The organism is Salinarimonas soli (assembly GCF_008386575.1).
In the GTDB taxonomy this organism is placed as follows: domain Bacteria; phylum Pseudomonadota; class Alphaproteobacteria; order Rhizobiales; family Beijerinckiaceae; genus Salinarimonas_A; species Salinarimonas_A soli.
Genome location: NZ_VUOA01000003.1, coordinates 66992 through 79046, shown reverse-complemented (window position 1 = coordinate 79046; position 12055 = coordinate 66992). Strand labels below are relative to the sequence as shown.

11 protein-coding genes are annotated in these 12055 nt (G+C 69.8%); 10 read left to right on the top strand and 1 reads right to left on the bottom strand.

What is annotated here, in order from left to right:
• Window positions 1–16: 16 nt before the first annotated feature.
• The 5 genes from F0L46_RS00955 to F0L46_RS00935 all read left to right on the top strand — a co-directional run bounded on the left by F0L46_RS00955 (window position 17) and on the right by F0L46_RS00935 (window position 4989).
• Window positions 17–1000, top strand: coding sequence for an ester cyclase (locus F0L46_RS00955; RefSeq protein WP_149815151.1), 984 nt, complete (start codon window positions 17–19; stop codon window positions 998–1000).
• Between the two features lie 319 nt (window positions 1001–1319).
• Complete coding sequence (locus tag F0L46_RS00950; protein WP_149815150.1) at window positions 1320–2342, top strand: cupin domain-containing protein; 1023 nt, start codon at window positions 1320–1322, stop codon at window positions 2340–2342.
• Window positions 2339–3484 (top strand): cobalamin-independent methionine synthase II family protein, encoded by a 1146-nt coding sequence (locus F0L46_RS00945; RefSeq protein ID WP_149815149.1) that lies wholly within the window; start codon window positions 2339–2341, stop codon window positions 3482–3484. The genes F0L46_RS00950 and F0L46_RS00945 overlap by 4 nt, the downstream gene beginning before the upstream one ends.
• 3 nt (window positions 3485–3487) lie before the next feature.
• Window positions 3488–4189 (top strand): alpha/beta fold hydrolase, encoded by a 702-nt coding sequence (locus F0L46_RS00940; protein ID WP_149815148.1) that lies wholly within the window; start codon window positions 3488–3490, stop codon window positions 4187–4189.
• Window positions 4190–4221: 32 nt separating this feature from the next.
• Window positions 4222–4989 carry an HpcH/HpaI aldolase family protein gene (locus F0L46_RS00935; protein ID WP_149815147.1) on the top strand — a complete coding sequence of 256 codons (768 nt, stop codon included), beginning with the start codon at window positions 4222–4224 and terminating at the stop codon, window positions 4987–4989.
• Here F0L46_RS00935 and F0L46_RS00930 read toward each other — a convergent pair.
• Window positions 4986–6020 carry a nuclear transport factor 2 family protein gene (locus tag F0L46_RS00930; RefSeq protein ID WP_149815146.1) on the bottom strand — a complete coding sequence of 345 codons (1035 nt, stop codon included), beginning with the start codon at window positions 6018–6020 and terminating at the stop codon, window positions 4986–4988. The two genes, F0L46_RS00935 and F0L46_RS00930, sit on opposite strands and share 4 nt — an antisense overlap.
• 140 nt (window positions 6021–6160) lie before the next feature.
• Between F0L46_RS00930 and F0L46_RS00925 the strand changes: the two genes are divergently transcribed.
• The 5 genes from F0L46_RS00925 (at window position 6161) to urtA (ending at window position 12025) form a co-directional block, all read left to right on the top strand.
• Window positions 6161–7288 carry an ABC transporter ATP-binding protein gene (locus tag F0L46_RS00925; RefSeq protein WP_149815145.1) on the top strand — a complete coding sequence of 376 codons (1128 nt, stop codon included), beginning with the start codon at window positions 6161–6163 and terminating at the stop codon, window positions 7286–7288.
• Complete coding sequence (locus tag F0L46_RS00920) at window positions 7285–8499, top strand: ABC transporter substrate-binding protein (RefSeq protein ID WP_149815144.1); 1215 nt, start codon at window positions 7285–7287, stop codon at window positions 8497–8499. The genes F0L46_RS00925 and F0L46_RS00920 overlap by 4 nt, the downstream gene beginning before the upstream one ends.
• Window positions 8500–8551: 52 nt before the next feature.
• A complete protein-coding gene (locus F0L46_RS00915) occupies window positions 8552–9580 on the top strand; it encodes a carbohydrate ABC transporter permease (protein WP_149815143.1) in 1029 nt (342 codons plus the stop codon).
• 9 nt (window positions 9581–9589) lie between these two features.
• Window positions 9590–10519, top strand: coding sequence for a carbohydrate ABC transporter permease (locus F0L46_RS00910; RefSeq protein WP_149815142.1), 930 nt, complete (start codon window positions 9590–9592; stop codon window positions 10517–10519).
• A 267-nt stretch (window positions 10520–10786) separates the two neighbouring features.
• Window positions 10787–12025 (top strand): urea ABC transporter substrate-binding protein, encoded by a 1239-nt coding sequence (gene urtA, locus F0L46_RS00905; protein ID WP_240539803.1) that lies wholly within the window; start codon window positions 10787–10789, stop codon window positions 12023–12025.
• Window positions 12026–12055: the final 30 nt, after the last annotated feature.

The window sequence follows — 12055 nt, the reverse complement described above, 5'->3', positions numbered from 1 at the left end:
ACGGGAGAGGACTGGCATGGCCATGAAGGGCTTCGATCCGGACTTCGCGGATCTGCCGGACTACATCGTCAAGATCACCGAGCGGATCTGGGAGGGGCGCGGCATCGGGCTCATCCGGCGCTGGTACTCCGAGGATTGCCCGATCCACACCACGATGGGCCCCGCCGCCGGCGCCGAGGCGACGATCGCGGGCACCCTGGAGACGCTGAACACCCTGCCCCAGCGCCGCCTCCTGCCGGAGGACATCATCTGGTCGGGCAACGAGGACGACGGCTTCCTGTCCTCCCACCGCCTGATCTGCCCCGGCGTCCACAAGGGGGACGGGCGCCTCGGGCCCCCGACCGGGCGCTCCGTGGTGGTGCGCGCCATCGCGGATTGCTTCTGCGTCGAGAACCGGATCGTCGAGGAATGGCTCATCCGGGACACGGCGGGCCTGGTGCTTCAGATCGGCGGCGATCCGGTCGCCTATGCTGCCGCCCTCGCGGCGGCCGACCGCGCCGCCGGCAAGGGGCCCTGGCACCTGGAGGAAGCCGCGAGGCTTCGCGCCGAAGGAGGCTTCCGGCCGCCGGTGCACCAGGATCACCCGGCGGCGGCCCTGGTGCGCGATACGATGGCGGCCATCTGGCGGGCCGACCTCCACGTGGTCGGCGAGCGCTACCACCCGGCCTGCAGCGTCCATCTGCCGGGCTTCCGCACGGCCTACGGCCACGAGCAGCTCTACGAGTTCCTGTTCGGCTATCTCGCGGCCTTCCCCGACCTCACCATCGCGATCGAGCACTCGATCGCGCGCGAGGATCCGGGCCTGCCGACGCGGGTGGCGACGCGCTGGTGGTTCACCGGCACCCATACGGGCTACGGCGCCTTCGGCCCGCCGAGCGGCGCCACGGTGCTGGGCCTCGTCGTCAACCACGCCCACGTGGTGGACGGGCGCATCCGGGAGGAATGGATGCTCGTGGACGAAGTGGCGATCCGCAAGCAGATCGCGCTGCAGCGGATGTGAGGGGAGAGCATCGACGCCCCCCGGCCGGGGATGACAGCGGCCGCGCACTCGCCCTGTCATCCCCGGCCGGAAGCAGCGTCAGCTGCTGGAGGGGAAGGGGATCCAGCACGGCTTGATGTCGCGAAGCAACGCCTTGTGCCCGTCCAGGGCCCTTGGCGGGCCACAGAGAGCCGCGACGCGGCTGCATCATTGCGCTGGATCCCCTTCCCCTCCGGCGGACAAGCCGCCTCCGGCCGGGGATGACGGCGTCGCCTTCCGTCTCTTGCATACGATTGCAAACACGCTAGAATCGCGAACCGATCAGAAAGGCAGCCCCGTCATGGATCTCGCCAAGCGTCTCGTCCGCTATGCGGACCTCGTGCCCTGCACCAACGCCTTCGTGGACGCCCGCACCCCCGGGTCCGACCGCAAGGAGAACTTCACGATCGTGGGCCCGGGCGTGTCGGAGAACCCGAACCAGCATGTCCACGTCCCCGAGCCGCACGGGTTCAACATCGGCGCGGCCCGGCAGCCGGGCGGGTGCCTGAACTCGCAGCACAGCCACGAGACCGCGGAGGTCTTCGTGATCCATTCCGGGCACTGGCGCTTCCTGTTCGGCGTCAACGCGGGTGACGACGGCCACCTCGACGCGGGGCCCGGCGACGTGGTCTCCGTGCCGATCCACATGTTCCGCGGCTTCAAGAAGCTCGACGACGAGGTCGGCTTCCTCTGGGTGGTGCTCGGCCAGGACGACCCGGGCAAGGTCCTGTGGGCGCCGAAGGTCTTCGAGCTCGCCCGGCAATACGGCCTCGTGCTGCTGAAAGGCGGCCGCCTCGTCGACACCACGCTCGGCGAGACGGTGCCCGAGGGCGCCCAGCTCGAGGACGTGCCGAGCGACGAGCTGATCCGCCGCCTCGCGACCCCCTCCCTCGACAAGCTCGCCCAAGGCCACGTGCCCTTCTCGGCGATGCGCGGCAACGCGCGCTCGCCGCTCGCGGGACCAGGCGTCGAGGAATGCCCCGTCATCACGCCGACCGCGACCCGGGACGGCTTCGAGCCCGGCCCGATCGTCGGCTGGTGGCCGCACGGCTTCAACCTGCGCTGCCTGCGCATGAGCCCCGGCGCCTCGGTCCCGCCCCACGAGCGCGACGAGGCGGAGGTGATCTTCGTCCATAGCGGGACCCTGGAGGTCGCGACGCCGCAGGGCACGCTCGTGATGGGGGCCGGCGACACCTTCACGACCCCGAAGGGTCTCGCGCGCGCCTTCCGGGCGCTCTCCTCGGACGGCGTGGTGGCCTATGTGGTGCGCGGCGGCGACGAGGCGGGCGAGGTCCGCTTCCCCGAGAGGCTTGCCGCCGCATGAGCCGGATCCGCACCACCCATGTGGGCAGCCTGCCTCGCAGCCAGGCGGTGGCCGACTGCCTGTTCGCCCGCGAGAAGGGCCTGCCCATGGACGCGGCGGCCTACGACGCGATCATGGCGGACGCCACCGCCGCGATCGTGCGGCGCCAGCGCGAGACCGGGATCGACATCCCCTCCGACGGCGAGACGTCCAAGATCTCCTACGCCACCTACATCCAGGACCGGCTGACGGGATTTGCGGGCGATTCGCCCCGCAGCCCCCCCGCCGATCTCGCCGACTACCCGGGCTTCATGGAGCGCCTGGCGCGGGCCGGCGGCACGCCGACCTATCGCCGCCCGCGCTGCGTCGGCCCGATCGCGGTGAAGGACCTGGAGCCCCTGCGCAAGGACATCGCGGCCCTGCGGCGCGGCGCGGACAGCGCGGGCTACGCCGACGCCTTCATGAACAGCGCGAGCCCCGGCGTGATCGCCCTGTTCCAGCCCTCCGACCACCACGCGCATCTCGACGACTATCTCTCCGATCTCGCCGAGGGCATGCGGGCGGAGTACGAGGGCATCGTCGAGGCGGGGCTCATCCTCCAGATCGACGCCCCCGATCTCGGCCTCGGCCGGCACATGATGTACCGCGATCTTTCCGAGGACGACTTCGTCCGCCGGGCCGAGATCCACGTGGAGGTGCTCAACCACGCCCTGCGCAACGTGCCGGGCGACCGGGTGCGCATCCATGTCTGCTGGGGCAATTACGAGGGCCCGCATACCCGGGACATCGCCCTGGAGCGGGTCCTGCCGGTGCTCCTGAAAGCCAAGCCCCGGGGGCTCCTCTTCGAGGCCTCCAATCCGCGCCATGCCCACGAGTGGCGGGTCTGGACCCGTACCCGGATCCCCGACGACTACGTCCTGATCCCGGGATGCCTCGACTCCACCACCAACTTCGTCGAGCACCCGGAGCTCGTCGCCGACCGCATCGAGCGCTTCGCCGACATCGTCGGGCCCGAGCGGGTGATCGCCGGCACGGATTGCGGCTTCTCGACCTTCGCGGGCTTCGGCGCCGTCGATCCGGAGATCGCCTGGGCGAAGCTCGCGTCGCTCGTGGAGGGCGCCGCGCTCGCAAGCCGCCGCCTCGCCCGCTCGTCGGCCGCCTGATCCATGCGGGCGCCGCTCGTCCTCCTGCCGGGGATGATGTGCGACGCCCGCCTCTTCGCGCCCCAGGTCTCCGCCTTGAGCGACGTGGCGGAGCCCTGGGTCGGCGACATCGGCGGCGCCGACAGCATCGAGGCCCTGGCAGGAGACATCCTGGCCCGCGCGCCCTTCGACCGTTTCGCGCTCGCGGGCCTCTCCATGGGCGGCATCGTCGCCATGGCGATCCTGAGGGCGGCGCCCGAGCGGGTGGAGCGCCTGGCGCTCCTCGACACCAATCACCGCGCCGAGACGCCCGAGCGCCGGGCCCTGCGCGGGCCTCAGATCGAGCGGGCGCGGGCGGGCGAGCTGCGCGTCCTGCTCGTCGACGAGATGAAGCCCGCCTATCTCGGGCCGGCGCACCGGGCCGACGCCGGCCTCCTCGACCTCATCCTCGCCATGGGCCTCGATCTCGGCCCCGCAATCTTCGAGCGCCAGTCCGTCGCGCTGCGCGACCGGCCGGACGCAACGGAGGCGCTTCGCGCCTATGGCGGCCCGAGCCTCGTCCTGTGCGGCCGCCACGACGCGCTCTGCCCGCCCGAGCGGCACGCGGAGATCGCCGGCCTCCTCGGCAACGCGCGCCTCACCGTGATCGAGGGCGCGGGCCACCTCCCCACCCTCGAGGAGCCTGAGGCGGTCACGTCCGCCCTGCGGCTCTGGCTCGCCCGCTGACCCGGCCCCCCCGTCCACGAAAGGCTCCGCCCATGACCGAGTCCCTGAAGCAGCGCCTCCAGGCGGGCATGCCCACCATCGGCACCTTCCTGAAAACCCCCTCTCCCATCGTGGCGGAGGTGCTCGGCCTGACCGGCCTCGACGTGCTGTGCCTCGACGCCGAGCACGCGCCTTTCGACCGGGGCGCGATCGACCTGTGCGTGATGGCCTGCCGGGCGGCGGGGAAGCCCGTCCTGGTGCGCACGCCCTCGCCGGCCGCGGAGCACGTGCTCTCGGCGCTGGACATCGGGGCGACGGGGGTCGTCGTCCCCCACGTGACGAGCGCGGACGTCGCGCGCGATCTCGTGCGCGCCGCTCATTACGGCCCCGGCGGGAGGGGCTATGCGGGCTCGTCCCGCGCGGCGCGCTATACCATGCGCCCCATGGCCGAGCACATCGTGGGGTCGGCCGCCGAGACCGTCGTGATCGCCATGATCGAGGACGTGGAGGCGGTGGAGGATATCGAGGCCATCGCCGCCGTGGAGGGGATCGACGCGCTGTTCGTGGGCCGAGCGGACCTCACCGTGGCGTTCGGCGAGCGCGACCCGCAAAGCCCCGTCGTCGTGGAGGCGGTGGAGCGCGTCTGCCGCGCCGCGCAGGCAGCGGGCCGTACGGTGGGGATGTTCGTGCCCCGGGTCGAGGAGGTGGCGCGCTGGCGCCCCTTGGGCGCGAGTCTGTTCCTGCTCGATTCCGATCACGGCTTCCTGCTGAAGGGCGCGGCGCGCCTCGTCGCCGATTTCCGTGCGGCGCAAGGCGCCTAGGGCAGCGCGCCGCGGCGGAAGAAGGTCTGCATCCGGGCGAGCACGTCCACGTCCATCTGCAGGAGCAGGTTGAGGATGTCGAGGGGCACCCAGTTCTCCCGGATCAGCCCCTCGTGGTGCAGGTAGAAGTCCATCACCCGCATGGTCACGTCCCGGCCCGTGGGCGCGACGCCGAGGAAGCCGCCCCCGAGATGCTGGGCGAAGACGCTGGGCCAGCCGCCCGTCGCCGAATAGGCCCCGTCGCCGATGCGCACGTAATGGTTCCCGCCGCGGCGGTTGGGGAAGGCGATGCGGAACGGAAGCTGGTGGTAGTCGACGAAGCCCTGGAGCCCCCGCGTGGTGCCGATGCCCGCCGGGCCGTACCACATCATCTTCGGGTGCCAGTGGATCTTCTGGGGCATCTCGAGAAGCCCGTCGCGTCCCCGCCCGCTGCGGTCGTCGTAGTCGCCGAGGGAGCGATGCATGGCGAGCGTCTGGGCGATGCTCGCGGCCGAGACGGCCGGGTCCTGCTCGGTGAGCACGACGCCGTCGGCGGTGATCGGCCCCGGCCATTGCTCCTCCGTCCCGAGGCTCGGCGCGACCGGCCAGAAGCCCGCCTGCCGGATGACGTCGAGCACGTCGATGAGCACCGTGCTCTGGACGATCCGCCCCTCGTCGACGCGATGGAACTCGCCGTAGCGCAGGTAGATCGGGCGGCCCGTGGCGGGGATCGTGAGCCAGTCGCGCCGGAAGGTGCCGCAATAATGGCCCACGGCCCCGACGAGCGTGGCCCCGTTCGTATCGCCGCCGATGAAGATCACGTCGCGGCGCTCGAGATCGGGGAACGAGGTCAGGAGCGGACGCCAGACCCGCTCGGCGATCGCCTCGACGCCGCGCATCTCGTTGAGCGGGTGCGAGCCGCGCCATTCGGCATCCGGGTGGTAGATCGCGGCGAGCCGTTCGGCCACCGTGTCGGGCCTGGCCTCGGCGATGGCGCGCAGGGCCGGCAGGAGCGCTTTCTTCGTCCCGACGAGGGAAGCTGCATCGACCATGACCGTCGCTCCGGCACGCCCCGCATCGGGCTCGTTCGTTGGTTGCATACGTAGTCAAAACGTGTCAAGCCTTACGCGAGGCCGCCTTGGGACCGCTCGCCGGGACCCTGCGCGACCCGGATCGGGGAGGCGTCGCGGTCATGGTCGGTGTCGTCTTGCGCAACGTCACCAAGCGCTGGGGCAGCTTCACCGGCGTCCACGCCGTCGACCTCGTGATCGGCGATCGCGAGTTCGTGGTGTTCCTGGGCCCCTCGGGCTGCGGCAAGACCACGACCATGCGCATGATCGCGGGGCTCGAGGACCCGAGCGACGGCGAGATCCTCATCGGCGACCGGGTCGTGAACGATCTGGAGCCCAAGGATCGCGACGTCGCGATGGTGTTCCAGAACTACGGGCTCTACCCGAACCTCACGGTCTACGAGAACATCCGCTTCCCCCTGAAGGTCCGGCGGGTCGACGCCTCCACGCACGACGCGCGGGTGCGCAAGGCCGCCGCGATGGTGGAGCTCGGCGACCTGCTCCATCGCAGGCCCAAGGAATTGTCGGGCGGCCAGCGCCAGCGGGTGGCGCTCGCCCGCGCCATCGTGCGCGAGCCTGCCGTCTTCCTCATGGACGAGCCTCTGTCGAACCTCGACGCGAAGCTGCGCGTCTCGACCAGGGCCCAGATCAAGAACCTCCAGCACGAGCTGAAGGTGACCACGATCTACGTCACCCACGACCAGATCGAGGCCATGACCCTCGCGGACCGGGTCGTGGTGATGAACAAGGGCCGCTTCCAGCAGGTCGGCACGCCGACCGAGATCTACGACCGGCCGGCCAACACCTTCGTGGCGGGCTTCATCGGCTCGCCCGCCATGAACCTCATGGACGGTGCCGTCGCCGCAGGCGTCTTCGAGGCGCCCGGGGTGCGCGTGCCTGGGCTCGTCGGGTACCCGGACGGCCCGGCGACCTTAGGGTTTCGCGCCGAGGACGCCGAGGTGGCGGCGGGCCCCGGCGGCGAGATCGCGGCCCCCGTCTACAGCATCGAGCTTCTCGGCGACGCCACCCTCGTGAGTGTGCGCGTCGGGCCGGCCCTCGTGGCCGCGCGGGCGCCCAAGACCTTCCGGGCCGAGATCGGCGACCCGGTCTCGTTCAGGATCGGCGCCGCGGGGTGCCACGTCTTCGACAGCGCCAGCGGGGAACGGATCGAGCCGGCCCCCGCCATGGCGTCCCCGGGGCCAGCCCGGGCGGATCTCGGCTCGACGATGCCAATAGGGGCGACAGCATGATCAGGACCATTCTCGCGGCGGCGTCGCTGTCGCTTCTCATGTCGGCGGGCGCGCAGGCGGCCTGCGCCTTCCGCAACGAGGTGCCGCTGAAGTCGCTGACCGGGTCCTTCGAGGCCTGGAAGGCGGTGACCGGCGCCATGAACGAGTGCGGCAACGTCCAGGCCGAGCTCGACGCCAATTTCCGCCAGAAGCAGCCGCCGGCCTTCGCGGCCAATCCGTCGCTCTACCACATCGGCGGCGTGGCGAACGGCACGCTGACGCCGCTGATGAACGCGGGCACGATCCGCCCCCTCGACGACCTCGTGGCGAAGTACGGGCAGAACCTCTCGCCCAACCAACTCATCCGCAACGACGGGCGCATCATGGCGGTGGCCATGATGGTGAACTCGCAGCACCTGATGTACCGCGAGGACATCCTCCAGGAGCTCGGCATCCCGGCGCCCAAGACCTGGGACGACGTCCTGGCGGCTGCCGAGAAGATCAAGGCCTCGGGCAAGCTCCAGTATCCCTTGAGCGGCACCTACAAGGCTGGCCTGGATCTCGCCCTGGAATTCATCAACATGTATCTCGGCTTCGGCGGCCAGTTCACGAAGGCGGACAACACGCCCGCCGTGAACTCGGAGGCGGGCCTCAAGTCGCTTGCCATGCTCAAGCGCATCTCCGGCTACATGGACCCGGAATATCTCGTCGCCGACTCGACCTACGTCCAGAAGCAGTTCCAGCAGGGCAAGATCGCGATGGCGAACCTGTGGGCGTCGCGCGCCGCCGCCCTCGACGACCCGAAGGAGAGCCAGGTCGTCGGCAAGGTCGCGATGGCTGCGGCGCCGCTCGCGATGGCCGGCGGCAAGCCCGCCACGACGATGTGGTGGGACGGCATCGTCGTCGCCAAGAACATCAAGGACGCCGAGGCCGAGGCCGCCTTCCGGGTGGCCATGGAGGGCATCGACACCGAGATGGTGAAGGCGAACAACGACACCGCCGTCTGGCTGATCAAGGGCTTCGAGCCGGGCCGCTTCGCCAAGGGCGTCGTGGCCTCGGCCATGGGCGGGGCGCCCAACTACCCATCCACCACCGCCATGGGCCTGATGCAGACGGCGCTCGGCGAGCGCCTGCCGGACTTCATGACGGGCAAGGCCACCGCCGAGCAGACGCTCGCCGCCATCGAGGCGAGCTACCTCGCCCGCGCCCGCGAGCAGGGGCTCGTGCGCTGATCCTCCCACGGCGGGGCCGCGGCCCCGCCTCTCCACTCCCGGGAGCCGGCCCATGAAGGCGCGCACCTTCGCCCTGTTCATCGCCCCCTCGGTCGTGCTGATGATCCTGTTCATCGCGCTGCCGCTGGCGAGCGTGCTGGTCCAGAGCTTCTACAACACCCGCCAGGTCTTCGAGGTGGTGCAGGTCGAGAACTGCACCCCGGGCTTCCTCACCTCCGTCTGCACCACCGAGGAGCGCTCCCGCCCGAAGCTCGACGCCGCCGGGCGGCCGGTGCTGGAGACCACCTTCGTCGGCCTCGACACCTACCGGCTGCTGCTCCAGCCCGAGGCCGTGGCGCAGGCCCTCTCGGCGGGCGGGGGCGGCCTCCCGGCCCTGTTCAACCTCGACTTCTACCGGGCGCTGCGCTTCACCCTCACCTTCACCCTCCTCACGGGCCCCTTCGTGATCGGGATCGGGCTTGCCGTGGCGCTCGCCGTCAACGGCATCGTGCGCTCCCTGCGGGGCCCGGTGATCTTCATCATGCTCCTGCCCTTCATCATCACGCCCGTGATCGGCGCCCTGTCGATCCGCTGGCTCTTCATCGGCGACGGCATTCTCACGGTCGCCCTCGAATGGCTGCTCGGACGGGACCTCTCGCTCTTCGCGGAGGGCTGGACGCTCGAGATCCTGATGATGCTCTACCGGGTCTGGCACGTGGCGCCCTTCGCCTTCGTGGTGTTCTATGCCGGCCTCCAGACGGTCGATCAGGACACCCTGGAGAGCGCGATCGTCGACGGCGCGTCCCGCTTCGAGCGGCTGCGCTACGTGGTCGTCCCGCACCTGATGCCGCTCATCGTCTTCGTGACGCTGATCAATCTCATGGACAGCTACCGGGTGTTCGAGGAGGTGATCGGCTTCTCGAGCCAGGCGCACCGCATCTCGCTGCAATACCTCACCTACAGCTACCTCACCCCCGACGAGACGGGAAACCGCGCCATCTCGCGCGCCTCCGCCTCCTCGATGCTGACCATGATCGGCATCGTCTTCATCCTCATCCCGCTCCTGGTCCGCACCTGGCGCGACCACCGCGTGACCCGCTAGGAGCGCCGCATGGCCGAGACGAAAGCCCTCCGCGCGCCGCTTGGGCTCAAGCTCGGCAACGCCGCCTTCCTGGCGGTCTGGATCGTGGTCGCGCTCTTCCCCCTCGCCTGGACGGCCCTGATGTCGTTCAAGGCACCCGTCGACGCGCTGTCGGCCAACCCCTTGCGGGTCATCTTCGGCCCCGTCACGTGGGAGCACTACAAGGCGGTGTGGATCACCCACGGCTTCTACCGCAACTTCCTCAACTCGCTCCTCATCACGGCGGGCGTGGTCACGATCTCGCTCACGGTGGGCACCCTGGCGGGCTATGCCCTGGCGCGGGCGCGCAGCAACCTTGCGTTCTGGATCCTCATCACGGCGCTGGTCTTTCGCGCCCTGCCCCATTCCGTGCTGGTGACGGGCTACCTCCCGCCCTTCCTCAACTCGCGCGAGCTCCTGATGCCGCTGTGGGACGCACCCATCCTCGGCTGGATCCTGCACCTCTTCGCGCCGGTGCCGCCGACCCTCTACGGCCAGCCCTGGGCGATCATCCTGGTTCTCGTCTCCATCAACCAGCCCTTCACGATCTGGATGATGCGCTCCTTCTTCATGAACGTGCCCCACGAGCTCGACGAGGCGGCGCGGGTGGACGGCTGCACGCATTTCGGCGCGTTCTGGCGCGTCATCATGCCCGTGATGTGGCCCGGCGTGATCACGACGGGCCTGTTCTCCTTCCTGCTCGCCTATAACGACTACCTCGTCACGGCGCTCCTGCTGGACGCGCAGTCCCAGACCATGGTGCCCGCCATCTCGCAGTTCCTGAACCGCGACACCCGGGCCTCCGATCAGATCGAGGCGATCGCGGCGGCGGTCTCCATCACGGCTCCCCTGTTCGTGCTCGTGCTGGTCTTCCAGCGCCAGCTCGTCTCCGGGCTCACGGCGGGCGCCGTGAAGGGCTGAGGCGGGCGGGGCGACCCCGGCCCGCCCTCCGAGGGCGGCGCGCAAAGCATCGCCATCTGCCCTTGCGATAGGCAGGCCCGGGCCGCGGGCCGCCGAAGCCCCCGGTCGCTCCACAGGCCGCCTACGCACAAAACCGGACCCGGCGGGTCTGGCGCGCAACTTGCGGAGGTCCCCGCGAGGTCCACCAGGGCCTCACAGCAGGGGGAGTCCAACAACATGATCTTCTCACGTCGCAGCTTCATCGGCGCGGCGCTTGCCGGCGCCACCATGCTGGCCGGCACCGCCGCGCTCGCCCAGGACACCATCAAGGTCGGCGTCCTGCACTCGCTCTCGGGCACCATGGCCATCTCCGAGACGACCCTGAAGGACGTCATGCTGATGCTCATCGAGGAGCAGAACGCCAAGGGCGGCATCCTCGGCAAGAAGCTCGAGGCGGTGGTGGTCGACCCGGCCTCCAACTGGCCCCTCTTCGCCGAGAAGGCCCGCGAGCTCATCACCCGGAACAAGGTCGCAGCAACCTTCGGCTGCTGGACCTCCGTGTCGCGCAAGTCCGTGCTCCCGGTCTTCGAGGAGCTGAACTCGATCCTGTTCTACCCCGTGCAATACGAGGGCGAGGAATCGTCGAAGAACGTGTTCTACACCGGCGCCGCCCCGAACCAGCAGGCGATCCCCGCCGTCGACTACCTGATGGAGACGGAAGGGGTGAAGCGCTGGGTGCTGGCGGGCACCGACTACGTCTATCCGCGCACCACGAACAAGATCCTCGAGGCCTATCTCAAGGCCAAGGGCGTGAAGCCCGAGGACATCATGATCAACTACACGCCCTTCGGCCATTCCGACTGGCAGACCATCGTCTCCGACATCAAGAAGTTCGGCTCGGCGGGCCAGAAGACGGCGGTAGTCTCCACCATCAACGGCGACGCCAACGTGCCCTTCTACAAGGAGCTCGGCAACCAGGGCGTCAAGGCGAAGGACATCCCCGTGGTCGCCTTCTCGGTGGGCGAGGAGGAGCTCGCGGGCGTCGACACCAAGCCGCTGGTGGGCCATCTCGCGGCCTGGAACTACTTCCAGAGCGTCGACACGCCCGAGAACAAGGCCTTCATCGAGAAGTGGAAGGCCTTCACGAAGAACCCGAAGCGCGTCACCAACGACCCCATGGAGGCCCACGTCATCGGCTTCCAGATGTGGGTGAAGGCGGTCGAGAAGGCTGGCACCACGGACTCGGAGGCCGTGATCGACGCCATGGTGGGCATCACCGTGCCGAACCTCACGGGCGGCTACTCGGCCATGATGCCGAACCACCACATCACCAAGCCGGTGCTCATCGGCGAGATCCAGGGCGACGGCCAGTTCTCGGTGGTCTGGCAGACGCCGGGCCTCGTGGCCGGTGACGAGTGGTCGGACCACCTCGAGGGCTCGAAGGAGCTCATCGCCGACTGGCGCAAGCCGATGTCCTGCGGGAACTTCAACGTGAAGACCGGCAAGTGCGGCGGCCGCTCGTCGTGACCTGAGGCGCCCTCCCCTCTCCCGGGTGGG

Excerpts from the sequence above, each read along its gene's own strand:
- F0L46_RS00955 (WP_149815151.1), top strand. The coding sequence starts at position 17 with ATGGCCATGAAGGGCTTCGATCCGGACTTCGCGGATCTGCCGGACTAC.
- F0L46_RS00950 (WP_149815150.1), top strand. The coding sequence starts at position 1,320 with ATGGATCTCGCCAAGCGTCTCGTCCGCTATGCGGACCTCGTGCCCTGC.
- F0L46_RS00945 (WP_149815149.1), top strand. The coding sequence starts at position 2,339 with ATGAGCCGGATCCGCACCACCCATGTGGGCAGCCTGCCTCGCAGCCAG.
- F0L46_RS00940 (WP_149815148.1), top strand. The coding sequence starts at position 3,488 with ATGCGGGCGCCGCTCGTCCTCCTGCCGGGGATGATGTGCGACGCCCGC.
- F0L46_RS00935 (WP_149815147.1), top strand. The coding sequence starts at position 4,222 with ATGACCGAGTCCCTGAAGCAGCGCCTCCAGGCGGGCATGCCCACCATC.
- F0L46_RS00930 (WP_149815146.1), bottom strand. The coding sequence starts at position 6,020 with ATGGTCGATGCAGCTTCCCTCGTCGGGACGAAGAAAGCGCTCCTGCCG.
- F0L46_RS00925 (WP_149815145.1), top strand. The coding sequence starts at position 6,161 with ATGGTCGGTGTCGTCTTGCGCAACGTCACCAAGCGCTGGGGCAGCTTC.
- F0L46_RS00920 (WP_149815144.1), top strand. The coding sequence starts at position 7,285 with ATGATCAGGACCATTCTCGCGGCGGCGTCGCTGTCGCTTCTCATGTCG.
- F0L46_RS00915 (WP_149815143.1), top strand. The coding sequence starts at position 8,552 with ATGAAGGCGCGCACCTTCGCCCTGTTCATCGCCCCCTCGGTCGTGCTG.
- F0L46_RS00910 (WP_149815142.1), top strand. The coding sequence starts at position 9,590 with ATGGCCGAGACGAAAGCCCTCCGCGCGCCGCTTGGGCTCAAGCTCGGC.
- urtA (WP_240539803.1), top strand. The coding sequence starts at position 10,787 with ATGCTGGCCGGCACCGCCGCGCTCGCCCAGGACACCATCAAGGTCGGC.